This window comes from Salmonella sp. 2018103 (assembly GCF_026247685.1).
Taxonomy (GTDB): Bacteria; Pseudomonadota; Gammaproteobacteria; order Enterobacterales; family Enterobacteriaceae; genus Salmonella; species Salmonella enterica.
Map to the genome: position 1 here is coordinate 2941516 of NZ_CP111029.1, position 25434 is coordinate 2966949.

Below are 25434 nucleotides of genomic sequence, written 5' to 3' on the forward strand. Positions count from 1 at the left end.
GACGCGCACCCGGCAACGGGGTTATTTTACGAGAACCAACTGCCAAACCACTGATGGAGTTTCATCAGCACAAAATCCCACATCCGGCTGAAAAATCCCCCCTCCTCGACGTTTTCCATCACCATTAACGGGCGTTGCTCAATGGATTTTCCGTTAAGCTGGAAATCGATGGTGCCGACAACCTGCCCTTTCTTCAACGGCGCCGTGAGCTGTGGTTCGTTCAACGTAAAGCTGGCCTTCAGGTTTTTAAGCTGCCCACGCGGAATCGTCACAGACCCCGCATCGCCCGCCCCCAAATTGACCTCAGGCTTATCGCCAAACCAGACCCGTTGCGTCACGAATGTCGCGTCAGGTTTAATCGGCGTGACCGTTTCAAAGAAGCGGAAACCCCAGGTCAACAGTTTTTCTGACTCATTAAAACGAATACGGTCCGTTTTCGCCCCCAGCACGACAGAGATCAGACGCATATCGCCCTGAGTGGCGGAGGCGACAAGGTTATACCCAGCGCCAGCCGTTGTCCCCGTTTTCATGCCGTCGACATGCAGATTGGTGCTCCACAACAGGCGGTTGCGGTTCGGTTGACGAATATTATTAAAAGTAAATTCTTTCTCTTTATGAATGGCGTATTCGTCAGGCACATCGTGAATCAAGGCCTTGCCGAGCAGCGCCATATCGCGAGCGGTACTGAACTGCCCTGGCGCATCAAGACCGTGTACCGTCTGGAAGGTTGTATTGGTTAACCCCAGTCGTTTCGCATAGGCGTTCATCAGGCCGATAAAGGACTCCTGGCTTCCGGCGACGTAGTCGGCAAGCGCGATACAGGCATCATTACCTGACTGAATGATGATGCCTTTATTAAGATCCGCAACAGACACCTGATCGCCTGGCTTCAGAAACATCACCGACGACCCACGTAGCGCCGGGTTCCCCGTCGCCCAGGCATCTTTGCCCACCGTCACCATATCGGTCAGCTTGATTTTCCCTGCCTTCAGCGCCTGGCCCACTACGTAGCTGGTCATAATTTTTGTCAAACTGGCAGGGTCAAGTTTCTCATCGGCATTACCTTCCGCCAGTACTTTACCGCTGGCGTAATCCATTAAGATCCAGGCTCGCGCATCAACGCCCGGCGGCGCGATCGTTTGTTCCTCTGCCTTTACAGGCGAAGCGAAAAGGAATAAGAGAACCGAACCTGCCGCGAGGCTACGAAGGGAAGAAGCGTATTGCGTCATAGTACCACCCGAGTATCCATTCCAAAAACACACGTCACACCACCGTGTAATAAGTGCGGTGAGTAATAACGCACTCACGACGTTAAAGAAACCGTAACTTGGTAAAGTTTTTAAAGTTTATGCAATAACATCCCGTTACGCTTCCTTCATAACGATTTTTTTACAGACCATTGTGTAAATGTTAGGTTTATCTCACGGTAGGCCGATTACTGTCATCATCCTGATAAAACAGAAGGGGTTAATATGATTACGCTGTGGGGCCGGAACAACTCGACTAATGTTAAAAAAGTGTTGTGGACGCTTGAAGAGCTGGAACTGCCATACGATCAAATTCTGGCAGGCGGAAAATTCGGCGTTAACCAGGATGCCGACTATCTGGCGATGAATCCCAATGGGCTGGTGCCGCTGCTTAAAGATGATGAAACCGACCTGTTATTGTGGGAATCCAATGCCATTGTCCGCTATCTGGCGGCGCAATACGGCCAGAACCGGCTATGGGTTGATAATCCGGCGCGGCGTGCGGAGGGCGAAAAATGGATGGACTGGGCGAATCAAACGTTAAGCCCGGCGCACCGTGTGATCCTGATGGGACTGGTCAGAACCCCGCCGGAAAAACGCGACCAGGCGGCAATTGAAGCTGGTATCGAAAAGTGTGATGGCCTGTTTGCGCTTCTTGATGATGCTCTGGCCCACCAGCCGTGGTTTTCCGGGGATAACTTTGGCACCGGCGATATCGCTATTGCGCCTTTCGTCTATAACCTGCTGAACGTGGGTCTGAAATGGACGCCGCGCCCGAATCTGGAACGCTGGTATCAACAGCTTACCGAGCGCCCTGCTTTTCGCAAAGTGGTGATGATCCCAGTCACCTAACGCGTAGCCGCGGCCTCAAGTGAAGGACTTACCTTGAGTAACTGCCCGTCGGACTCATCGGTTAACACATATAAGTAGCCGTCAGGTCCGACACGCACATCGTAGATACGTTGCTTTCTGTCACACAAAATACAGTCTTCTTCCGTCACCGTATTGCCATTAACGCGCATCACAATAACCTCTTTATCTTTTAGCGCGCCGATAAACAGTTTATGCCGTCACGGCACAAAAACGTCGCTGGCATAAAAAGCCATCCCGCTGATCGCCGGAGAATCCTTCCAGTAGTAAACCGGTTGCTCCGTTCCCTCGACAATTTCACCTTTGGCTTCCGGCACTTTCAGACCACTATAGTTGACGCCCCATGTGGCCAGCGGCCAGCCATAATTTTTGCCTTTTTCCGGAATGTTAATTTCATCGCCGCCGCGCGGACCGTGTTCATGCAGCCATAGCGCGCCGCTCCAGGGATTGATGGCCAGCCCCTGCGGATTACGAATACCGGCATTGTACATGGCAAGATCAACAACCTGCCCTTTCATGCCGGGCTGACAGGCGCGGTATTCATAGTCGACCTGAAAGCTGCGGCAACATGCCTGACAGCGGTAATGCTGGTACCCTGCACTCCCCGGACCATACTTTTTAACGGATGCCGTTTGCGCGCAAAACGGGCATTTCACATCGACTTTAACCATCATAAATCCTGCGATAAAAGTCGGTATTCGAAACGATAATCACCGATTGAATACATGATCGTTTTCTGGGGATTTCACTGCATGTCATGATGGTTTACTCCTGCGATGAATAAGAGAACGGCGTTTAACCGTAAAATCAACATGCAGCGGGTCGAGAATAAAGATTATTAACGGAGTGATACCGACTTGAATCCGCCGAGTACTTTTTAGAGTATGTTCCATTCTTCGCGCCGGAATCCCTGAGTAATAGCCTGTCTGATCTAAAATGGAGATCAGAAAAATATGACACAAGCTGTTGCATAACATGGATAAAATGGGTAGTCATGCAAGCGAGATAAGACAATGAATGTATTCATTACTGATGCTGGTCGCTTATCGTGGTTACAGTGTGATCCTTTTTGCTCCGCTGGTAGCACTTGGCGCAGTTCTGTTCACCCGTCCAGTGACGGTCGCCCCGGTTTTCAGTGATATATTTATGGATAAGTTGATCGGTTTTGTAAAACTTTATTTTCCTGTCTTTCTGCTGGGTGCAGTATTTGGCAAGCTGATTGAATTTGCTGGTTTTTACTACTCAATTGTCAGTGCTGTGACCTGTATGGTGGGCCAGAACAAAGCCATGCCGATGATTATTCTTGTATGCGCTTTATTGACCTATGGAGGCGTATCATTGTTTGTGGTGGCGTTTGCCAATCTGTTCTTTACTTGGCTGATTCCACATATTTACGGTGATCAGTTTATGATAAATCTGCCGGGGCTGAAAAAACCGCTGTAAACGGGTTAACCTGATGACCACGGGGAGCAGGTATTAGCATCTACGTTACAACGGTTCCGACAATATGTCTGACCTGACCCCCTGTCAGCGGTCACCAGCGTCCTACCAGATCCGCCCCGGATCATGGTAGGGCGGTGACACCGTCAGCCTACATTTTGTAGTTATCTCGACGTGACAGGAATTCGGATAGGCCGAAATACTCAGTCTGACTGAGTCTATAAAAAAGCAGCACACTGTATTATACGTTAATTATGAGCCACAACGATGCACTTTGATATAAAAGATTTAAAATTATTCCTTGCTATCAGTGAAGAAGGGAGCTTAACACGTGGAGCGGAAAAAACTTACATGTCTGCCGCATCTGGTAGCGTGCGTATACGTAATCTTGAACAGAGTATCAATCTGAGATTGCTGTATCGTAGTAGCAAGGGGATAACGTTATCCTCTGCTGGTGAAACATTTAAACACCACGCCAGCCTTATTGTGAATCAGATGGAAATGTTACGTAGCGATATGCAGGAGCATGTTAAAGGCATCAAAGGACATGTCAGAATATTTTCCAGTATAACTGCTATTGCAGAGTATCTCCCCCCATTGTTGAGCCATTTCCTTACACTATATAACGATGTGAATATTGATCTCAGGGAGTATCCAAGTCCGGAAATTGTACGTTCTGTTATTGAGGGGAAAACTGATCTCGGAATTGTTGCTGGTAATATTACAACAGATAATCTTGAAATACTGCCGTTCCGTACTGATAGGCTAGTGCTTATCACCGCGACAGACCATCCCTTTGCTGACAGAAAAAGCGTGACCTTTCATGAATTAATTCAATATGAACAAATCAGCCTGCCTGAAGGGACAGGAATGTTTGAATTTATCCGAAAAAAGGCAGAACTAGTACCATCTAAACTGAAAATTAGAATACAGGTCGGCAACTTTGAAACATTTTGCCGTATGGTTGAAGCAAAAGTGGGCATTGGTATAATGCCTCACTCTGCTGCATCCCGTTTGCGTCAGTTGCATGAATTTTCGATTATTGATCTTGATGAATTTTGGTCATTAAGAAAATTACAAATCTGCGCCAGAAGCTTTGACAAATTACCCGGCTTCACACAAAAACTGGTTACTATGCTCACAGCTCAGACTGAGTGATAGCGTTACATCCCTGTATAATTTGGTCCGTTGCCACCTTCAGGCGTAGTCCAGGTTATATTTTGTTTAGGATCTTTAATGTCACAAACTTTACAGTGAATACAGTTCTGTGAATTTATTTGCAGACGCATATTTTGTGTTTCACTATCCTGTAAAAATTCATATACTCCGGCAGGGCAATATCGTTCTTCGGGGCCACCATAAATATCCAGATTAATTGATATAGGGATATTCTGATCACTGATTTTCAAATGTACTGGCTGGTCGTCATCATGCCAGGTGTTACTGAGATAGACGGATGACAAAATATCAAACGTCAGTTTACCGTCAGGTTTGTCGTACAGTTTTTTCTGGCTTTTGTTGGCCGGTTGCAGAGTGATATTGTCCGGTCGGTTATTTTTTACACGCCAGGGGATTTTTTTTATACCCATTCGGGGAAGCAGCCAATGCTCAATGCCAGTCATGATAAAACCTATCACACGCCCTTTTTTAAACCAGGGTTTGAAATTACTACCATTTTCCAGTTCCTGCCAAAGCCAGCTCTGTCGCAGTAATGTTTGATATTCTGTCAGTATGTCGTTTTTCCTGTTGTCCAGCAAAGCATTAAATATAGCGTCAGCCGCTATCATGCCACTTTTGATAGCTGTATGGATGCCCTTGATTCTACTTGCATTGAGCGTACCGGCATTACAACCAATCAGCAGACCACCAGGTAAACAGGGATCAGGCATAGACGCAATCCCGCCGTTATTGATTGCTCTTGCGCCATAACCAATACGCTTACCCCGGTCAATGTATTTGCGTATAGAAGGGTGTGTTTTCAGGCGCTGCATTTCCTGAAAAGGGCTTAACCAGGGATTTGAATAATCAAGTCCCACAACCAAACCTAGTGCAATTTTATTATCATTAAGATGATAGAGAAACCCACCCCCAAACGACTCTTTATCCAGAGGCCAACCTGTGGTGTGAATTACAAGCCCCGGGTGGGACTGGTCTGATGGAACCTCCCACAACTCTTTTATGCCTATGCTAAAACTCTGGGGTGCTTTGCCTGTATCAAGATGAAATTTTTTGATCAGTTCTTTAGCCAGACTACCGCGGGCCCCTTCGGCAAAAATTGTATATTTTGCCAGAATTTCTATTCCACTCTGGAACCCCTCTTTCTTGCTGCCATCCCGATGACGTCCCATATCACCAGTTACTACACCGATAATGTTAGTATCCTGATCATACAGTATCTCAGTTGCCGAAAAGCCTGCATAAATATCCACGCCTGACGTTTCTGCCTGACCGGCGAGCCATTTAATGAGATTACCGAGGCTTACGATAAAGTTTCCATGGTTGCGAAAATTATCAGGAATCAATGCATCCGGCAAATTAATACATTTTTCATTCGTCAGTAACAGTAATTTATCCTGAGTAACAGGCTGTTTAATGGGTGCGCCTCTTTCCTGCCAATCAGGAATTAGTTCATTCAGCGCTCGGGGATCCATGACTGCCCCACTGAGAATATGAGAACCAGGCTCAGCTCCTTTATCAAGGACGATAATGGACAGTTCTTTTCCTGCGTCATTTGCCTGTAATTTAAGTTTAAGAGCTGCAGATAATCCGGCGGGTCCTGCTCCCACAATAAGAACATCACATTCTATTGTCTCACGTGATTGCTGGGTATTAGAAAGTGTATCGTTCATTATTAACTCCTTAATTTTTCAGCACCGTAGGAACAGCTATATTATGTAAATAAAATTGCATTCATATTGTAACCAATGAAATAAATATCATAGTGATAAAACAGATGAAATGGTATAGGAATGTTCAACCTTAGAAAAAGGTGCCTATAAGACTATATAGCCAGTTATCAACTATTAAAAAAATGTCGGTGATGATGAAGCATTCCATAACATTTATATTTAGCTTTCTCCCTCAGATGAAAAATAATATACACAAATCATTTTTAAGCCGTTCATCATAATTGCAGGAAAAGTCCCTATTTTCTTGGCATTCTATTATAGTTACCCGCGAGAAATAATCAGCCAACTGTCGGGTACAGAAGGGAGTGGCAATGACATGTTCAATCGAGACTATAATGACTCCGGACAGAGGTAACTGTTTCATAATATTTTTCCAATTGATTTGACATCAGAATGAACGTGGCATCTCCAGCACATGCTCAGCGATATAGCTCAGGATCAGGTTGGTAGATATGGGAGCAACCTGATATAAACGTGTTTCTCTAAACTTTCGTTCGATATCATACTCACAGGCAAAACCATATCCACCATGAAATTGCAGGCAGGCATTGGCTGCTTCCCAGCTGGCTTTCGCAGCAAGGTATTTCGCCATATTAGCCTGTGCTCCACAATCAAGATGCTGATCAAAAAGCTCGCACGCTTTAAAACGCATCAGATTAGCCGCTTCCACTGCAATAAATGCTTCTGCAATAGGAAACTGCACCCCCTGGTTCTGACCAATGGGACGACCAAAAACCTCACGCTCGCAGGTATAGCGGGTAACACGATCCATAAACCAATATCCATCGCCTATACATTCTGCCGCAATCAAGGTACGCTCTGCATTTAAACCATCAAGTATGTAATGAAAACCCATACCCTCTTCACCAATAAGATTTTCTTCGGGAATTTCCAGGTTGTCAAAAAAGAGCTCGTTGGTTTCATGATTGACCATATTGGGAATAGGTCGTACTGTCATTCCATTTTTCATAGCTTCTTTAATATCAACCATGAAAATAGACATCCCTTCGGATTTACGTTTTACATTTGCAAGCGGAGTAGTTCGAACCAGAAGAATCATCCAGTCTGAATGTTGAACACGTGAAATCCAGACTTTTTGTCCGTTTATCACATACCGGTCTTCTCTTTTTACAGCTGTAGTTTTAATTCTGGTGGTATCTGTACCTGCTGTGGGTTCTGTGACGCCCATCGACTGCAGGCGCCATTCACCAGTAGCTATCCGTGGCAGCCAGAATTCTTTCTGTTTATCGGATCCATGACGTAACAACGTATTCATGTTATACATCTGACCATGGCAGGCTCCAGAGTTTCCACCCGATCTATTGATCTCTTCCATGATAATAGATGCTTCAGTTAAACCAAGCCCTGACCCTCCAAATTCCTCCGGGATGAGCGCAGCCAGCCAACCAGCTTTGGTTAGTTTATTAACAAACTCTTCAGGATAGGCTTTTGCTTCATCTATCTTACGGTGATATTTATCATCAAATTCACTACATAATGAACGAACCGCATCACGAATATCCTGATATTTATCCTTTTCAATACTTTTCATAATTTTTTCCTCAATAAACCAGCGCCAACAGGGGGTAGAAAATGACCTTTTATCGGATGACCATCAGCAGATAGATCTGACTGGCGGTCGACAGGAAGAAAATAGAGCCAGTGCCATAATTCTGGCAGAACGCCCCCCTCTTTAAAGATTTTGATGTCTTTATCCAGAGTGGCGGCCAGCAGCTTAGCGGGACCGGGGTTAAGATAATCGGTGTTGCGCAGAATGCCAGGCTGCCAAATTTGAATATCGGTATATTGCATAAAAGTTACCTTTAAGGAGGAAAAAATATGATTTATAATTTATCGATAAGTTCAGGTACAGCTTTGAAAATATCAGCTACCAAACCATAATCCGCAATAGAAAAGATAGGAGCGTCAGGATCCTTATTAATAGCGACAATGACGCCTGACTCTTTCATCCCGGCAAGATGTTGTATGGCGCCAGAAATTCCCAGAGCAATATAAAGTTGAGGCGCAACGATTTTTCCGGTCTGGCCAATCTGATAATCATTTGGTGCATAACCAGCATCTACAGCAGCCCGGCTTGCCCCCACGGCAGCGCCTAATTTATCTGCCAGGTTATCAACAAGTTCTTTGAATGCCTGTGCACTTCCTACTCCTCGTCCACCTGATACTACAACTCTGGCGGATTGTAAGTCTGGACGGTTACTTTTATTAACATGTTGGCTAATAAATTTTACCTGATCTGAACCAAGAACAACCTCTGTAAATTCAATGGGGGCTTTTCCCTCATCTTCCGCAACCGCAGCCGCAGCCGCAAATGAGGTAGGACGAACAGTTATCACTTTATATTCATCATCACTGTGTACTGTGGCAATAGCGTTACCCGCATAGATTGGACGTTCAAAGGTATGTTGATCAATGACACGCGTAATATCACTAATCTGAGATACATCAAGTTTTGCTGCTAAGCGTGGCGCACAGTTTTTTCCAAAAGAGCTTGCAGGAAAAAGAATGGACTGATAATGATTTTTCCCACTATTCAAAAAATAGCTGATCTGTTTTTCCACATTCTCTGCCAGAAGGTGTTCGAATAGTGGGCTGTCAGCAACAAATACAGTGGATATCCCCTGAATATGACTGGCTTTAACTGCAATACTTTCTATACCATATCCTAACATAAGTATATCTATATCACTATTAATGGCTTTTGCCGCAGTGATAGTACTGAGTGTTGAAGGTAAAAGAGTATTGCCGTTATGTTCAGCAATAACTAAAGAAGCCATATTTTTCTCCTTAAATTACTTTTTCTTCGTTTTTTAATTTATCTAGCAGCGTGTTAATATCTGGAACGATTATGCCTGCTTTCCTTCTTGCTGGCTCATCAACTTTAATAATAGTCAATCTGGATGACGGGTTAATACCAAGTGAATCGAAATCTATCTCCTTAACAGGTTTCTTTTTGGCTTTAATAACATTCGGCAAGCTGATATTCCTCGGTGTATTCAGACGTAGATCTGTAGTGAGTACTGCAGGCAGGGATAAATTTAACGTTTCTAATCCTCCATCAACCTCACGAACAGCAGTTAATGAATTATCAGAAATAGTAATTTCACTAACATTAGTGGCTTGGGGAAGATCGAGTAATGCTGCCAGCATTTGGCCTACCTGATTACAATCATCGTCAATAGCTTGCTTGCCTAATAATATAATATCGGGTTTTTCATTCCGGGTAATAGCGGTGATAGTTTTGGCCACAATTAGTGGTGTAAGAGAGTTTTTTGTTAATATGTGTATTGCCCTGTCTGCCCCTGCTGCCAGTGCTGTACGCAATACATCCCCTACACCTGTGTTTCCTATAGACACTACAACAACCTCACTGATTAATCCCCGTTCTTTTAAACGTACTGCTTCTTCAACTGCAATTTCATCAAATGGATTGATACTGAGTTTTGAATCAGAAATATCAACATCAGAATGATCTTGATTTATTCTAATTCTAACGTTATGATCGACAACTTGTTTTACACAAACTAAAGCTTTCATTGGTGACTCCTTCATATATTTACTAAATGCTATGAGCCAAAATCCTTTTTGCTTTTTCCAGTAACGGTTTATCCACCATTTGCCCTTCATGACTAAACGCTCCATGGGGATATTGAGCCAGTCGTATAATCTGGGGAACCCACTCGATTTCTTGTTTTAAATAGCTGAATGCTCTGTTTACATGTGAAATTTGTGGAGGGTGAATACATACCTTGCCACTGAACCCCATTTTACAGGAGTGAATAGCATTTTGTATTGTCAACTCGTTTTTCATAAATTCAGTTGTGATACCGTCAACAGAAGGATATGATCCAGCCAGGCGTGAAGTTATTACAATTTTTGCACGTACAGCAATCAGTACTTTTTCATCATTACTCATGAAATTCAGAGCATTTTCTCTGGCAATTATTTTTTTCTCAGATGACACCGCATTTTCTAAATCAAGGATTACGCTATCAGCACAACTGCTATTTGCTTTTTCAAATCGTTCAGGTTGGTCCCCCGTAACGAAAAGAAAAAACCGTTCTAACGTTTGCATTCTCGTCTCTCATTTGAATGGAGCATCTGATAATTCAATATATCTTAAAAAAATAATTTTCTGAATTAGCTTTTATCTAACCCCCCATTAAAATTGGTTCAGGTTCGCTGATAACAGAAAGAAACATGTAATTTATTGTTACAATAACAAAGATAAAAATAAAATTTAATTATTTGATATAAATAACGTTTCAGAATAGTAAACGGCCGACATTCCGTACCTGTTTCAGGAGTGAATTCGACTATACCGTTCCCTAAGAACATCAACGATTGTCTGGTGAACCGAATTTAGTCACCTTTGGTGGAGAACAGGCTGGCATATAGGAGAGCATGACAACCCGGGTCATTCCCTCCGTGATTTTTTAGTAACACGCTGAAAAAGTATCTGAAACTTCATTCTGCAAGTGAGACTTTCCCCGAAGTCGATCGATACGTTTTATCTTGTGCCTGACCGATGCTACTCCTGACAAATCACGCCCAATACTGAATAAGTGTAAGAGATGCACCGTTAATCACTACACTGGTAGCCTCAATCAGAGATTGACGGCGGTAAAGGTGCAAAGGCTCCAGTATATTTTTAAAGGATTTTTGGCATAATGAACGAGCAGGCATAGTGATGATTTCCTTGAAAGTGTTAGCGCAATCAATTAGATCACATAACACTATGCCTGTCCTGGTTTGCTGGGGATTCCTCAGGAGTCGCCTCCCCCTTATTCAGACCTGTGTAAGCGGTGAATGTGCTTTCAGACTCTGAATACTCAGCGTCAAAGTTGTCAGACAGTTTTCAAGTTTATCTGCGTTGACGGCAATAAAGGTCGGACAATCATGGTGTCCGCTCATTAAACAAACGGCGGCTGCTGCAAGCGCGCCTTCGGCACGGCGCAGCGCGTTCCACTCTTCCTGATCAAGATGCAGTCCCTGCCGTAAAGCGTGATCGTGGAGCTCGCGATTCAGTTCAAAAAAATTGTCACGCAGAGTGTCACTTTCGCTGACTGACATATACCCCTTCGCTTTTCGCAATTGCAGATAAGCGGCAAGATCGATACGCGCGTTTATCAGCTTGTTGAGAAGATCGGTTCTCAGTCTGTCAACGACCATACCTTTTTTCCTCCTCTTTTCTACCAGGGTTCAACTTAATAGTATGGTCGTTTTTTAGACAAAGGGGTGTCAGAGATCAAGAATTTTCTTAGAATTGCCCTTTTTCACCTTTTGCTGATAACCACAACGGTTGATGCCGCCGCTCCCGATGAGATTGCGATACAATTTTTGTTCGGATATCTGTAGAATCCCTGCCCTGACCATTCCAATAAATGAACACTTTTTAAGCTATGAGTAATGTAACCCACCAGCCAAAGATCGGCTTCGTTTCCCTGGGCTGTCCGAAAAACCTCGTTGATTCGGAACGCATCCTGACTGAGCTGCGTACCGAAGGCTATGACGTTGTGCCACGCTATGACGATGCGGATATGGTTATCGTTAATACCTGTGGCTTTATTGACAGCGCGGTACAAGAGTCGCTGGAAGCCATTGGCGAAGCGCTGAACGAAAACGGTAAGGTAATCGTCACCGGCTGCCTGGGCGCAAAAGAAGATCAGATCCGCGAAGTGCATCCGAAAGTACTGGAAATCACCGGGCCGCATAGCTATGAGCAAGTTCTGCAGCACGTACATCATTACGTACCGAAGCCGAAGCACAATCCATTTTTAAGCCTCGTACCGGAACAGGGTGTAAAACTGACGCCGCGCCATTATGCGTATCTGAAAATTTCTGAAGGCTGTAATCACCGCTGCACGTTCTGCATCATCCCGTCGATGCGCGGGGATCTGGTCAGCCGTCCGATTGGCGACGTATTAAGCGAAGCGAAACGTCTGGTTGATGCCGGGGTCAAAGAGATTCTGGTGATTTCGCAAGATACCTCCGCCTACGGCGTAGATGTGAAGCACCGCACCGGATTCCATAATGGCGAACCGGTGAAAACCAGTATGGTGAGCCTGTGCGAACAGTTATCAAAACTGGGCGTCTGGACACGTCTGCACTACGTCTACCCCTACCCACACGTTGATGATGTGATTCCGCTAATGGCGGAGGGCAAAATCCTGCCCTATCTGGACATTCCGCTGCAACATGCCAGCCCGCGGATTCTTAAACTGATGAAACGTCCTGGTTCCGTTGACCGCCAGCTGGCGCGCATTAAGCAGTGGCGCGAAATCTGCCCGGAACTGACCCTACGCTCCACCTTTATTGTTGGCTTCCCCGGCGAAACGGAAGAAGACTTCCAGATGCTGCTCGACTTCCTGAAAGAGGCGCGCCTCGATCGTGTAGGCTGCTTCAAGTACAGCCCGGTGGAAGGCGCAGGCGCGAATGAGCTGCCGGATCAGGTGCCGGAAGAGGTGAAAGAAGAGCGCTGGAACCGCTTTATGCAACTGCAACAGCAAATCTCCGCTGAGCGCTTGCAGGAAAAAGTGGGCCGCGAAATTCTGGTGATCGTCGATGAGGTTGACGAAGAAGGCGCTATCGGGCGTAGCATGGCGGATGCGCCGGAAATTGACGGCGCGGTCTATTTGAACGGCGAAACCAACGTCAAGCCGGGCGATATCGTGCGCGTGAAAGTGGAAAACGCCGACGAATATGATTTGTGGGGCAGTCGGGTTTAACGCCACCTCCCCCGGCGCGGGTGTCGGATGTGTTACCCCACCTGGCGAGCCCGTTCCAGGCCCGCCAGGCGTCAACGCCACCGGGCTGGCTTACCCCTTAATCTTCGGGTCCAGCGCATCGCGCAACCCGTCGCCTAACAGGTTAAACGCCAGCACAGTCAGGAAAATCGCCACCGCCGGGAAGAGCGCTACGTGCGGCGCGATGACCATATCCGCCCGCGCTTCATTGAGCATCGCTCCCCACTCCGGCGTTGGCGGCTGCGCGCCTAATCCGAGAAATGACAGGCTTGCCGCGGAAACAATTGACGTACCGATACGCATCGTAAAGAAAACCACAATTGACGAGACCGTTCCCGGCAAGATATGGCTAAACAAAATCGTCGTGTCGCTGGCGCCGATACTGCGGGCAGACTCAATAAACGTCTGCTGTTTTAAGACCAGGGTATTTCCGCGCACCAAACGTGCAAACGCCGGAATAGAGAAAATCGCCACCGCAACGATCACATTAGCAATACCGCTGCCTAACACCGCCACAACGGCAATCGCCAGCAAAATGCCGGGGAAGGCGAACAGCACATCGCAAATGCGCATAATGAAACGATCCCACCAGCCTTCATAATATCCCGCCAGCAATCCCAGCACCGTGCCGATTATCGCGCCGATAAATACCGCGAACACGCCCGCCGCCAGTGAGATCTGCGCCCCAACGAGAACCCGGCTAAAGATGTCTCTTCCCAGCGAGTCAACGCCAAACCAGTGCTGCAAAGAGGGGCCATTGTTCAGGCTATCGTAGTCAAAATAGTTTTCCGCATCGTAGGGCGTCAGCCAGCGGGCAAAAATCGCCACCAGAATTAACGCCAGTACGAATCCCCCGGCGACCAACGCGACATGCTGGCGGCGAAAACGACGCCAGAACTCCCGCCATGGCGTGCGTATCTGGTCGGGTTTTACCACCGGCATAGCATGTAAAATCGCCTGACGGCGCCAGTTAAATAATCGCATCCTTACTTATACCTGATAGCCGGATTAATGGCGGCATAGAGGACATCCACCACTAAGTTGATAAGAATAAATTCCAGAGAAAACAGCAGCACTTCCGCCTGAATCACGGGGTAGTCGCGCATGTCGACCGAGTCGACCAGTAATCGCCCAAGCCCCGGCCAGTTAAACACTTTTTCGACGACGATCGATCCGCCAAGCAGAAAGCCAAATTGCAGTCCCATCATGGTGACGACCGGGATCATCGCATTGCGCAGGCCATGTTTTAACACCACCCACGTTTCACTGACGCCTTTCGCCCGCGCGGTCCTCATGTAATCCTCGCTCAGGACATCGACAAACGAGGAGCGCGTAAAACGCGCCATGACTGATGCCACCGCCGCGCCAAGCGTCAGGGAGGGTAAAATATAATGTTGCCAGCTATCCGCCCCCACGGTCGGTAGCCAGCCCAGATCCACGGAAAAAATCTGCATTAACAACATTCCCAGCGCAAAAGCCGGGAAAGAAATGCCGGTCACGGCAAGCGTCATTCCTACCCGGTCAGGCCAGCGATTACGCCACACGGCGGCGGCGATGCCGATCGCCATGCCAAACAGAACCGCCCATATCATACTGGTTATCGTCAGCCACAGCGTCGGCAAAAAGCGGCTGGCGATCTCCTCAGAAACCGGGCGGCGGGAAACCATTGACGTACCGAAATCGCCTTGTAAAACATGGGTGATGTAACGCCAAAACTGGACATGAAGCGGCTGATCAAGCCCCAGCTGCTGACGAACCAGCGCGATCACCTGCGCGTCGGCTTCTGGTCCGGCTATCAGCCGCGCCGGGTCGCCGGGCAACAAATGAACAAATAAAAACACCAACACTGCCACAATCAACAGCGTAGGAATTAATCCCAGCAGGCGCTTGAGAACATAGTTAAGCATCACACGAACCTTTTACCGGATGGCGGACAACGCGCGCGCCATCCAGCCCCATCGCATTACTTACTTCAAATCCGCATCGTCAAAGCTGAAACCGGTATCCGGCATAATCCAGAAACCGGTCAAATTTTTACTGTGCGCAGAAACCAATTTCTCCACCACCAACGGTATCCAGGGCGACTCTTTCCAGATAATATCCTGCGCCTCTTTGTATAATCGTGTTTTCTCCTGCGGATCGTTGGTCTTTAAGGCCGCCGCCAAATCGCTGTCGACCTGCTTGTTGCTGTAAAAAGCGGTATTAAACTGCGTCGGCGGCCAGTTTTGTGATGCGAAGAGCGGCGATAACGCCCAGTCAGCTTCGCCCGTCGACGCCGACCAGCCGGTATAGAACATTCGCACGCCGCTCTCTTTTTGCCCTTTGCCCTCAACTTCCGCGGCGCGCTGGCCAGCGTCCATCGCGGTTATCCGGGCTTTAATGCCAATCTGCGCCAGTTGCTGTTGGGTAAACTGCAACACTTTTTGCGCGGTGCTATGGTTGTGCGATGACCACAGCGTGGTACTGAAACCGTCTGGATACCCCGCCTCTTTCAACAGTTCGCGCGCTTTAGCCGGATCATAGGGCCACGGCTGATAGCTTTGCGCATAGGCTATCGACGGCGGCACCACGCCCGTCGCCGGCGTGGCGTATCCGGCAAACGCCACTTTAACCAGCGCCTGACGATTGATAGCGTAATTCAACGCCTCACGCACCTTAGGATTATCAAACGGCTTCTGCGTCACATTCATACTGATATAACGCTGCATAATGGACGGGCTGGCGACCAGTTCGAGGTTTTTATTTTTCGCCAGTAACGCGGCCTGCTCATAAGGGATAGGAAAAGCAAATTGCGCTTCGCCGGTTTGCAGCATCGCCGCGCGGGTATTGTTGTCAGTAACCGGACGCCAGGTAATAGAATCCAGCTTGGGTAAGCCCTGCTGCCAGTAACCGGCGAACTTTTTCACTTTGACAAAGTCGGTCTGATTCCAGGTTTCAAGCTGGTATGGACCGGTACCGACCGGATGAAAACCAATATCCTTGCCATATTTTTCCAGCGCTTGCGGCGAGATCATCGCCGTCGCCGGGTGCGCCAGAATATTAATGAAAGCGGAGAACGGCTGTTTCAGGGTAATTTTTACCGTTGCCGGGTCGACAACCTCCGTTTTTGCGATATTTTTATACAGGTTATAACGCTTGAGGTGGTTATCCGGATTGCTGGCGCGATCGAGATTCGCTTTCACCGCCGCCGCATCAAAATCCGCGCCGTCCTGAAATTTCACCCCCTGCCGTAGGGTAATGGTGTAGGTCAGACCGTCATCAGAAACGGTATAGCCTTTCGCCAGGACGTTTTTTACCTTCATGTCTTTATCCAGGCCAAACAGCCCCTGATAAAATGACTTCGCCACCGCCTGCGAGAGTGTATCGTTGGCGTCATACGGATCGAGCGTGGTGAAATTAGACCCTACCGCCACCACCACATCTTTGGCCGCCAGGGCCGGAAAAGCCGCAATGGATGAGGCCAGTCCCAGCGCCGCCAGCCATTTATGCGTAATAAATTGCGTCATGTTGTTCTCCTGAAACCCTGCCAGTCTGAATGTTATAAGCGCGAGAGCGCATTATCCTGCAGCGGCCGCGCAACATAATGTCCCGGCCCGACCAACTGTAATGAAACGGCGGGCGTCTCTTCGCCACGTTTATGAATATTGCTGGGTATATCATCTGATAGCAGAACGCGCCGCGGCCGGTGTCTGGAAGGATCGGCAACCGGCACCGCCGCCATCAATTTACGCGTATAAGGATGCTGCGGATTTTCAAAAACGGCGCGCCGCGGCCCCATCTCAACAATTTGACCAAGATACATCACCGCCACGCGATGGCTAATTCGCTCCACGACCGCCATATCATGCGAAATAAACAGGTAGGCGATCCCCATTTCCCGTTGTAAATCGAGCAATAAATTAATGATCTGCCCGCGAACGGAAACATCCAGCGCGGAGACCGCCTCATCGGCAATAATCACTTTAGGATTCAATGCCAGCGCGCGAGCTATGCAGATGCGCTGACGTTGACCGCCGGAAAACTCATGCGGATAACGCCAGGCATGTTCAGGACGTAATCCGACACGCTCAAGCAACCAGGCCACGCGCTTTGCCGCAGCGTCCCCCTGCCCCAGGCCATGAATCCGTAAAGGTTCCATAATGGAATACCCCACGGTCTGGCGCGGGTCGAGCGAGGCGTAAGGGTCCTGGAAAATACACTGAATATCGCGGCGCAACGGCTGGAGTTTGCCCGCAGACAGCGAGTCAATGCGCTGGCCGTTAAAGATAATCTCCCCCTGCCGGGATTCAACCAACCGCAGCAACGCGCGCCCGGTCGTCGATTTTCCGCTACCGGACTCGCCCACCAGCGATAACGTTTCGCCCGGCCAGAGATCGAAACTGATATTCTCAACGGCATGAACTTCACGCGTAACGCGGTTAAAGAGACCGCTACGCAGCGGGAATCGCGTCACCAGCCCCCGAACCTGGAGAATAGGCTCGCCTTCCACCACCGTGTCTTGCTCAATCTGCGATTCATAAAGGGCCGGTTCGTCAGCGGAAATCAACGGGAAACGGCGTGGCAGCGAGTGGCCGCGCATCGCGCCAAGCTGAGGGACGGCGGCCAGCAACGTTTGGGTATAAGGATGCGTCGGCGCATGGAAAATCTGCTCTACGCTGCCGGTTTCCACGGCCTCGCCTTGATACATCACCAGCACGCGATCGGCAATATCCGCCACGACGCCCATGTCGTGGGTGATAAAAATCACGCCCATCGACATCTCTTGCTGCAACACTTTGATAAGTTGCAGAATTTGCGCCTGGATAGTGACATCCAGCGCCGTGGTGGGTTCATCGGCAATCAATACCGCCGGACGGCAGGATAGCGCCATCGCGATCATGACTCGCTGGCGCATCCCGCCGGAAAGCTGATGCGGATAACGCAATAAAATCGCCTGCGACTCCGGGATCCGTACCTGATCGAGCATACGTTTCGCTTCCGCCAGCGCCTCTTCGTGGCTGGCGCCCTGATGCAAACGAATAGATTCGGCAATTTGCTCGCCAACGGTAAACACCGGGTTGAGCGAGGTCATTGGCTCCTGGAAAATCATGGCGATATCCGCGCCGCGCACACGCCGCATCTGCGCGTCACTCTGCTCAGACAACTCAATCACCTGGCGATTACGCCGACGCAACAGCATTTCGCCGCAGCGCACGTTCGCGCCCGACTGCTCAATCAGCCGCATTAACGCCAGCGCCGTCACCGATTTTCCCGATCCCGACTCGCCGACAATCGCCAGAGTCTCTCCACGCTTCAGGCGTAATGACACATTACGCACGGCGTCTATCTGTTGCCCTTCGTGGTGAAACGCGATATTCAGGCCACTGACGGACAGAACATCGCAGCTATCCAGTTCATCGCTGTGCGGCACCTGCGGCTCCTTATTCCCGGTAAATTCCTGTGGTAGGGGTATCCCCGGCATATCCCCAGGCGCGATACATCCCTTCGCTGTTAAACGGCAACGCGACATTACCTTCGTGATCAACGGCGATTAATCCACCGCTGCCGCCCAGCGCCGGTAATTTTTCCATCACCACGCGCTCGCAGGCGTCGGCAAGGCTGAGTCCGCCATATTCCATCAATGCGGCGATATCGTAAGCCGCGAGCGTGCGAATAAAGACCTCTCCCGTTCCGGTACAGGAAACGGCGACGCTGGCGTTGTTGGCATAACACCCGGCGCCGACCAGCGGGCTGTCGCCGACGCGCCCGGGCAATTTATTGGTCATCCCGCCGGTAGACGTTGCCGCCGCCAGATTGCCGAATTTATCCCGCGCCACCGCGCCGACTGTACCCATTTTTTTCGTTTCGTCCAGCGGCGCGCCGCTGTGATCGAGCGCCATTTCGCCCGCCGCACGCGCCGCCAGCAATTGCTCGTAACGCGCCGGGGTGGAAAAGATATCCGGCGAAACGCGCGCCATCCCCTGTGAAAAGGCAAAATTTTCCGCCCCTTCCCCCACCATGAGTACATGCGGGCTGCGCTCCATCACCAGCCTGGCGGCGAGCACAGGATGGCGAACATGACTCACGCCCGCGACGGCTCCGGCTTTCAGGGTATTGCCGTCCATCACGCAGGCATCCAGTTCATGAGTCCCGTCTCGGGTATAGACCGCGCCGATACCCGCATTGAAGAGCGGACAGGCTTCCAGCAGGCGCACCGCTTCCGTCACTACATCAAGCGCGCTGTCACCTGCTTCCAGCATCTTTTGCCCGCTTTCGACAATCTCTGACAGCGCCTGGATATAGCGTAGCTCCTGCTCATGGCTCATTTGCGCGCGAGCAATCGCGCCTGCGCCGCCGTGAATCGCAATCACTGCTTTATTCATTTTTAGGGTCCATTAACGGTGGCACACAACTTTTACTATAACTATCAGAATTGTTGTGAGTTATTCATTCGATTTTTGAATATAGAAAGATGCGTAAGGTATGTAAAGGCGCAAGGCCGTCTCTAAGACCGAGGTAGCATACTGCCCGCCACTGTTTTCTGACATAATAGCCGGATTCGATTTTGCCTCGCAGGAGTATGTTCATGGAATTTTCCGCCGGATTGATGCCGCTTGAAACGGCGCTGACCCAGATGCTTTCACGTATTACCCCGCTCACCGCCGTAGAAACGTTGCCGCTGGTGAACTGCTTTGGCCGCATCCTGGCGACCGATATCGTATCTCCCCTTGATGTCCCCGGCTTTGATAATTCAGCTATGGATGGTTATGCGGTACGCGTGGCGGATTTGTCCGCCGATAAGCCGCTGCCCGTCGCCGGCAAAGCATTTGCCGGTCAGCCCTACCAGGGAGAGTGGCCTGCGGGCACCTGCATTCGCATTATGACCGGCGCCCCGGTGCCGACAGGTTGCGAGGCGGTAGTCATGCAAGAGCAGACGGAACAAACCGATGACGGCGTGCATTTTACCGCCGATGTTCGTTGCGGACAAAACATCCGCCGCCGCGGCGAGGATATTCGCCAGGATGCGGTGGTCTTTCCGGCCGGTACGCGCCTGACTACTGCCGAACTGCCGGTGCTGGCGTCGTTGGGAATTGCCGATGCGCAGGTTGTACGTAAAGTGCGCGTAGCGCTGTTCTCGACCGGCGACGAGCTCCAGCTTCCGGGCCAACCGCTGGAGGCGGGACAAATTTATGACACTAACCGTTTAACCATACATTTGATGCTGCAACAGCTTGGCTGCGAAGTGATCAATTTAGGCATTATTCCTGACGATCCTGGTAAGCTCCGCGCCGCGTTTATCGACGCCGACAGCCAGGCCGATGTAGTGATAAGCTCCGGCGGCGTCTCGGTTGGTGAAGCGGACTATACCAAAACCATCCTTGAGGAGTTGGGCGAAATCGCCTTCTGGAAGCTGGCTATCAAGCCAGGCAAACCGTTTGCCTTCGGCAAACTCAGTAATAGCTGGTTCTGTGGCCTGCCGGGGAATCCAGTCTCTGCGGCGCTCACTTTTTATCAACTGGTTCAGCCTTTACTGGCGAAGCTTGGCGGCAACACGGCAAGCGCTGTACCGCCGCGCCAGCGTGTACGCACAACATCTCGCCTGAAGAAAACGCCGGGGCGTCTCGATTTCCAGCGCGGCATCCTGCAACATAGCGCCAACGGCGAACTGGAGGTCACGACCACCGGGCACCAGGGTTCACATATTTTCAGCTCGTTTAGTCTGGGCAACTGCTTTATTGTGCTGGAGCGTGAACGCGGCAATGTTGAGCCGGGAGAATGGGTGGAAGTCGAGCCGTTTAATGCTCTGTTCGGAGGCCTGTAATGGCGGAACTTAGCGACCAGGAGATGCTGCGCTATAACCGACAAATTATTCTGCGCGGCTTCGATTTTGAAGGGCAGGAAGCGTTAAAAGATTCGCGGGTATTAGTGGTCGGGCTGGGCGGACTCGGCTGCGCGGCAACGCAGTATCTGGCCGGCGCTGGCGTCGGGCAACTGACACTACTCGATTTTGATACCGTTTCCGTTTCCAATCTCCAGCGTCAAACCTTGCACAGCGACGCCACGGTCGGGCAGCCAAAGGTAGAGTCCGCCCGCGACGCGCTGGCGCGTATCAACCCGCATATTACCATTACGCCCGTTAACGCGCGGCTGGACGACGACGCCATGACCAGCCTGATTGCCGGGCATTCGCTGGTACTGGACTGTACCGATAACGTTAGCGTACGTAATCAACTTAACGCCGGGTGCTATACCGCGAAAGTGCCGCTAATCTCCGGCGCGGCAATTCGTATGGAAGGACAAGTTACCGTCTTTACGTATCGGGAAAACGAACCCTGTTACCGCTGCCTGAGCCGTCTGTTTGGCGAAAACGCTCTGACCTGCGTAGAGGCAGGGGTGATGGCGCCGCTGATTGGCGTGATCGGTTCGCTACAGGCAATGGAGGCCATTAAGCTGCTGGCGCATTACGGTCAGCCTGCCAGCGGAAAAATCGTCATGTACGATGCGATGACCTGTCAGTTCCGCGAAATGAAGTTGATGCGCAACCCCGGCTGTGAGGTCTGCGGTCAGTAGTCACTTTACGGATAAACATACCGAAGCACGGTTTATGGCCGTGCTGTATCAACAGATAATTACTGTCATCAGACGCAAAGCCAGCTTACCCAAGCTCCGACTGACGATCGGCTCAAGCAGCGCGGCATCATCTTAAACGCCATATCACAGCCTCAAACCGTGATGTTGTACCTCACTTAACGCCTCTTTATCAGAACCTCTCCATTCGTTGACGCACATCAAGATAACTTTCATTCGAAAGTAATTTAATCTTTATATGAAATAAGAGAGGCCGTTTATGATCTTCAATATTCAGCGCTATTCTACCCACGATGGCCCCGGTATCCGTACCGTAGTATTTTTCAAAGGCTGTTCGTTGGGCTGTCGCTGGTGCCAGAACCCGGAAAGCCGCGCCCGCGCTCAGGATCTGTTATACGACGCGCGGCTGTGTCTCGAAGGATGCGACCTGTGCGCGCAAGCCGCGCCGGACGTCATTGAGCGCGCGCTAAACGGCCTGCTCATCCATCGCGAGAAACTGACCGACGCCCATTTTTCCATCCTGGCGCATTGCTGCCCCACACAGGCGTTAACCGTGTGCGGCGAAATAAAAAGCGTGGATGAGATCATGGCGACGGTACTGCGCGATAAACCTTTTTACGATCGCAGCGGCGGCGGTCTTACGCTTTCCGGCGGCGAACCGTTTATGCAGCCGGAGCTGGCGGCAGAGCTGTTTAAAGCCAGCCATGACGCCGGTATTCATACTGCGGTTGAGACCTGTCTGCATGTCCCATGGAAATACATTGCGCCCTCACTGCCTTATATCGATCTGTTTCTGGCTGATTTAAAGCATGTCGCCGACGGGCCGTTTAAGCAGTGGACCGATGGCAGCGCCTCGCGGGTGCTGGAAAATCTCAGGAAACTCGCCGCCGCGGGCAAAAAAATGGTGATTCGCGTCCCGCTGATTCAGGGATTTAATGCCGATGAGGAGGCCATTAAAGCCATTACCGACTTTGCCGCCGACGAACTGCACGTCGGGGAAATTCATTTTCTGCCCTACCACACGCTGGGCATCAATAAATACCACTTACTCAGTCAGCCCTATCATGCCCCGGATAAACCACTGGATGCGCCGGCGTTACTTGATTTTGCCCAGAAGTACGCCTGCCAAAAAGGTTTAACCGCGACCCTACGAGGATAATTATCATGACCCAACTGAAACTGGACACGCTCAGTGACCGCATTAAGGCGCACAAAACCGCGCTGGTACATATCGTGAAACCGCCGGTCTGTACCGAGCGCGCACAGCATTATACCGAAATGTATCAGCAGCATCTGGATAAACCGATTCCGGTACGCCGCGCGCTGGCGCTGGCCCATCACCTGGCGGAACGCACTATCTGGATAAAACACGATGAACTGATCGTCGGCAACCAGGCAAGTGAAGTCCGCGCCGCGCCGATTTTCCCGGAATATACCGTCTCGTGGATTGAAAAAGAGATCGACGACCTGGCAGACCGGCCCGGCGCAGGTTTTTCCGTAAGTGAAGAAAACAAGCGTATTCTGCACGACGTCTGTCCGTGGTGGCGCGGTCAAACCGTCCAGGATCGCTGCTACGGCATGTTTACCGATGAACAAAAAGGGCTTCTGGCGACTGGCATTATCAAAGCCGAAGGCAATATGACCTCCGGTGACGCGCACCTGGCGGTGAACTTCCCGCTACTGCTGGAAAAAGGGCTTGATGGCCTGCGCGATAAAGTCGCCGAGCGCCGCTCACGCATCAACCTGACCGTGCTGGAAGATCTGCATGGCGAGCAGTTCCTGAAGGCGATTGATATTGTGCTGGACGCGGTAAGCCAGCACATCACGCGCTTTGCCGCGCTGGCGCGCCAGATGGCAGGCGAAGAGTCCCGTGAAAGCCGTCGTAAAGAGCTACTTACCATCGCCGAAAACTGCGAGGTGATCGCCCACCAACCGCCGCAGACCTTCTGGCAAGCACTGCAATTGTGCTACTTCATCCAACTGATTCTACAAATTGAGTCTAACGGTCACTCGGTGTCATTTGGTCGTATGGACCAGTATCTTTACCCCTATTATCGTCGCGATGTCGAACTAAACCAGACGCTGGATCGTGAGCACGCCATTGAACTGCTGCACAGCTGCTGGCTGAAACTGCTGGAAGTAAACAAGATCCGCTCCGGTTCGCACTCTAAAGCTTCCGCAGGCAGCCCGCTGTATCAAAACGTCACCATTGGCGGTCAGAATCTCATCAACGGTCAGCCAATGGACGCAGTGAATCCGCTGTCTTACGCCATTCTGGAGTCCTGCGGACGTTTGCGTTCTACCCAGCCCAACCTCAGTGTGCGTTATCACGCCGGAATGAGTAACGATTTCCTTGACGCCTGCGTCCAGGTCATCCGCTGCGGCTTTGGGATGCCGGCGTTTAACAATGATGAAATCGTCATCCCGGAATTTATCAAGTTGGGGATCGAACCGCAGGACGCTTACGATTACGCGGCGATCGGCTGTATCGAAACCGCCGTCGGCGGGAAATGGGGTTATCGCTGCACCGGCATGAGCTTTATTAACTTCGCCCGCGTCATGCTGGCGGCGCTGGAAGGCGGTCGCGACGCCACCAGCGGCAAAGTATTTCTGCCGCAGGAAAAGGCGCTCTCCGCAGGCAACTTTAACAATTTTGACGAAGTGATGGCCGCCTGGGATACCCAAATTCGCTACTACACGCGCAAATCGATCGAAATTGAGTATGTGGTCGACACCATGCTGGAAGAGAACGTCCACGATATTCTCTGCTCAGCGCTGGTAGATGACTGTATTGAACGCGCGAAGAGTATCAAGCAAGGCGGCGCGAAATATGACTGGGTATCCGGTCTGCAGGTCGGTATCGCCAACCTGGGCAACAGCCTCGCCGCCGTGAAAAAACTGGTCTTCGAACAGGGCGTTATCGGTCAACAGCAGCTTGCCGCCGCGCTGGCCGATGACTTCGACGGCCTGACTCACGAGCAGCTGCGCCAGCGTCTGATTAACGGCGCGCCGAAGTACGGTAACGACGATGATACCGTCGATACGCTGCTGGCGCGCGCTTATCAGACCTATATTGATGAGCTGAAGCAGTACCATAACCCGCGCTACGGTCGTGGCCCTGTGGGCGGCAACTATTACGCCGGTACGTCCTCTATCTCAGCAAACGTGCCGTTTGGCGCCGCGACTATGGCTACCCCGGATGGTCGCAAAGCGCATACACCGCTGGCGGAAGGCGCAAGCCCTGCATCAGGTACGGATCATCTCGGCCCGACGGCGGTGATTGGTTCCGTAGGCAAATTACCTACCGGTTCCATTCTCGGCGGCGTGCTGCTCAACCAGAAACTGAACCCAACGACGCTGGAAAACGAATCCGACAAACAGAAACTGATGGTTCTGCTACGGACGTTCTTTGAGGTGCATAAAGGCTGGCATATTCAGTACAACATCGTGTCACGCGAAACGCTGCTGGATGCGAAAAAACATCCGGACCAGTACCGCGATCTGGTCGTGCGTGTGGCAGGCTACTCCGCCTTCTTCACCGCGCTGTCGCCGGATGCGCAGGACGATATCATCGCCCGTACCGAACATATGCTGTAATTTGCCCTGGCGCCATCGGCAATATGTCCGAATTGC

At 50.3% G+C, this 25434-nt stretch carries 21 protein-coding genes and 3 pseudogenes; 8 read left to right on the top strand and 16 right to left on the bottom strand.

Features of this window, described 5'->3' with window-relative positions:
* Positions 1–26: 26 nt before the first annotated feature.
* Complete coding sequence (gene dacC / locus OLG56_RS14335) at positions 27–1229, bottom strand: serine-type D-Ala-D-Ala carboxypeptidase (RefSeq protein ID WP_000195710.1); 1203 nt, start codon at positions 1227–1229, stop codon at positions 27–29.
* A 243-nt stretch (positions 1230–1472) separates the two neighbouring features.
* Between dacC and OLG56_RS14340 the strand changes: the two genes are divergently transcribed.
* Positions 1473–2099 carry a glutathione S-transferase family protein gene (locus OLG56_RS14340; RefSeq protein WP_000631902.1) on the top strand — a complete coding sequence of 209 codons (627 nt, stop codon included), beginning with the start codon at positions 1473–1475 and terminating at the stop codon, positions 2097–2099.
* Here OLG56_RS14340 and OLG56_RS14345 read toward each other — a convergent pair.
* Together OLG56_RS14345 and OLG56_RS14350 are read right to left on the bottom strand one after the other, a co-directional pair.
* A pseudogene (locus OLG56_RS14345) lies at positions 2096–2599 on the bottom strand (PQQ-dependent sugar dehydrogenase); the annotation flags it as partial. The gene OLG56_RS14340 and the pseudogene OLG56_RS14345 sit on opposite strands and share 4 nt — an antisense overlap.
* Positions 2585–2788: pseudogene (locus tag OLG56_RS14350) on the bottom strand (transposase); the annotation flags it as partial. The pseudogenes OLG56_RS14350 and OLG56_RS14345, both read right to left, overlap by 15 nt.
* Before the next feature lie 346 nt (positions 2789–3134).
* Here OLG56_RS14350 and OLG56_RS14355 point away from each other — a divergent pair.
* Both OLG56_RS14355 and OLG56_RS14360 read left to right on the top strand, forming a co-directional pair.
* Positions 3135–3560, top strand: coding sequence for a GntP family permease (locus OLG56_RS14355; protein ID WP_000287110.1), 426 nt, complete (start codon positions 3135–3137; stop codon positions 3558–3560).
* 264 nt (positions 3561–3824) lie between these two features.
* Complete coding sequence (locus tag OLG56_RS14360; RefSeq protein ID WP_000545335.1) at positions 3825–4715, top strand: LysR family transcriptional regulator; 891 nt, start codon at positions 3825–3827, stop codon at positions 4713–4715.
* A 5-nt stretch (positions 4716–4720) separates the two neighbouring features.
* Here OLG56_RS14360 and OLG56_RS14365 read toward each other — a convergent pair whose 3' ends face one another.
* The 8 genes and pseudogenes from OLG56_RS14365 to bssR all read right to left on the bottom strand — a co-directional run bounded on the left by OLG56_RS14365 (position 4721) and on the right by bssR (position 11659).
* Complete coding sequence (locus OLG56_RS14365) at positions 4721–6406, bottom strand: electron transfer flavoprotein-ubiquinone oxidoreductase (protein WP_001000306.1); 1686 nt, start codon at positions 6404–6406, stop codon at positions 4721–4723.
* A gap of 448 nt (positions 6407–6854) precedes the next feature.
* Positions 6855–8018 (bottom strand): acyl-CoA dehydrogenase family protein, encoded by a 1164-nt coding sequence (locus tag OLG56_RS14370; RefSeq protein ID WP_000835387.1) that lies wholly within the window; start codon positions 8016–8018, stop codon positions 6855–6857.
* Positions 8015–8278, bottom strand: coding sequence for an HTD2 family dehydratase (locus tag OLG56_RS14375; RefSeq protein ID WP_001528824.1), 264 nt, complete (start codon positions 8276–8278; stop codon positions 8015–8017). Before OLG56_RS14375 ends, OLG56_RS14370 begins: the two co-directional genes overlap by 4 nt.
* A gap of 32 nt (positions 8279–8310) precedes the next feature.
* The gene (locus tag OLG56_RS14380) at positions 8311–9264 is read right to left on the bottom strand and encodes an electron transfer flavoprotein subunit alpha/FixB family protein (RefSeq protein WP_000157772.1); all 954 of its coding nucleotides are present in this window, start codon (positions 9262–9264) and stop codon (positions 8311–8313) included.
* Positions 9265–9274: 10 nt separating this feature from the next.
* Positions 9275–10024: an electron transfer flavoprotein subunit beta/FixA family protein gene (locus OLG56_RS14385; protein WP_061377667.1), complete on the bottom strand. Its 750-nt coding sequence runs from the start codon at positions 10022–10024 to the stop codon at positions 9275–9277.
* A gap of 22 nt (positions 10025–10046) precedes the next feature.
* The gene (locus tag OLG56_RS14390; RefSeq protein WP_061377666.1) at positions 10047–10562 is read right to left on the bottom strand and encodes an STM0854 family CoA ester lyase; all 516 of its coding nucleotides are present in this window, start codon (positions 10560–10562) and stop codon (positions 10047–10049) included.
* A gap of 325 nt (positions 10563–10887) precedes the next feature.
* A pseudogene (locus tag OLG56_RS14395) lies at positions 10888–11173 on the bottom strand (IS4-like element ISEc60 family transposase); the annotation flags it as partial.
* 102 nt (positions 11174–11275) lie between these two features.
* Complete coding sequence (gene bssR / locus OLG56_RS14400) at positions 11276–11659, bottom strand: biofilm formation regulator BssR (RefSeq protein WP_000259651.1); 384 nt, start codon at positions 11657–11659, stop codon at positions 11276–11278.
* A 230-nt stretch (positions 11660–11889) separates the two neighbouring features.
* Here bssR and rimO point away from each other — a divergent pair, with 230 nt between their 5' ends.
* The gene (gene rimO, locus OLG56_RS14405) at positions 11890–13215 is read left to right on the top strand and encodes a 30S ribosomal protein S12 methylthiotransferase RimO (RefSeq protein ID WP_000073317.1); all 1326 of its coding nucleotides are present in this window, start codon (positions 11890–11892) and stop codon (positions 13213–13215) included.
* Positions 13216–13305: 90 nt separating this feature from the next.
* Here rimO and gsiD read toward each other — a convergent pair whose 3' ends face one another.
* From gsiD to iaaA, 5 genes are read right to left on the bottom strand one after another with little or no spacing between them, the layout of a single operon-like run.
* Complete coding sequence (gene gsiD / locus OLG56_RS14410; RefSeq protein WP_061377665.1) at positions 13306–14217, bottom strand: glutathione ABC transporter permease GsiD; 912 nt, start codon at positions 14215–14217, stop codon at positions 13306–13308.
* A 2-nt stretch (positions 14218–14219) separates the two neighbouring features.
* Positions 14220–15140: a glutathione ABC transporter permease GsiC gene (gene gsiC / locus OLG56_RS14415; protein ID WP_000936069.1), complete on the bottom strand. Its 921-nt coding sequence runs from the start codon at positions 15138–15140 to the stop codon at positions 14220–14222.
* Positions 15141–15200: 60 nt separating this feature from the next.
* Positions 15201–16739 (bottom strand): glutathione ABC transporter substrate-binding protein GsiB, encoded by a 1539-nt coding sequence (gsiB, locus tag OLG56_RS14420; protein ID WP_000191439.1) that lies wholly within the window; start codon positions 16737–16739, stop codon positions 15201–15203.
* Between the two features lie 32 nt (positions 16740–16771).
* The gene (gene gsiA, locus OLG56_RS14425; protein ID WP_061377664.1) at positions 16772–18643 is read right to left on the bottom strand and encodes a glutathione ABC transporter ATP-binding protein GsiA; all 1872 of its coding nucleotides are present in this window, start codon (positions 18641–18643) and stop codon (positions 16772–16774) included.
* 10 nt (positions 18644–18653) lie between these two features.
* Entirely contained in the window at positions 18654–19595 is a 942-nt protein-coding gene (gene iaaA / locus OLG56_RS14430; RefSeq protein ID WP_001030503.1) for a beta-aspartyl-peptidase, read from the bottom strand.
* Positions 19596–19798: 203 nt separating this feature from the next.
* Between iaaA and moeA the strand changes: the two genes are divergently transcribed.
* From moeA to OLG56_RS14450, 4 genes are all read left to right on the top strand, one after another.
* The gene (moeA, locus tag OLG56_RS14435; protein WP_061377663.1) at positions 19799–21034 is read left to right on the top strand and encodes a molybdopterin molybdotransferase MoeA; all 1236 of its coding nucleotides are present in this window, start codon (positions 19799–19801) and stop codon (positions 21032–21034) included.
* Complete coding sequence (gene moeB / locus OLG56_RS14440; protein WP_000829284.1) at positions 21034–21783, top strand: molybdopterin-synthase adenylyltransferase MoeB; 750 nt, start codon at positions 21034–21036, stop codon at positions 21781–21783. The genes moeA and moeB overlap by 1 nt, the downstream gene beginning before the upstream one ends.
* Positions 21784–22060: 277 nt before the next feature.
* Positions 22061–22960 carry a glycyl-radical enzyme activating protein gene (locus tag OLG56_RS14445; protein ID WP_023212634.1) on the top strand — a complete coding sequence of 300 codons (900 nt, stop codon included), beginning with the start codon at positions 22061–22063 and terminating at the stop codon, positions 22958–22960.
* Between the two features lie 5 nt (positions 22961–22965).
* The gene (locus OLG56_RS14450; RefSeq protein ID WP_000192662.1) at positions 22966–25398 is read left to right on the top strand and encodes a glycyl radical protein; all 2433 of its coding nucleotides are present in this window, start codon (positions 22966–22968) and stop codon (positions 25396–25398) included.
* Positions 25399–25434: the final 36 nt, after the last annotated feature.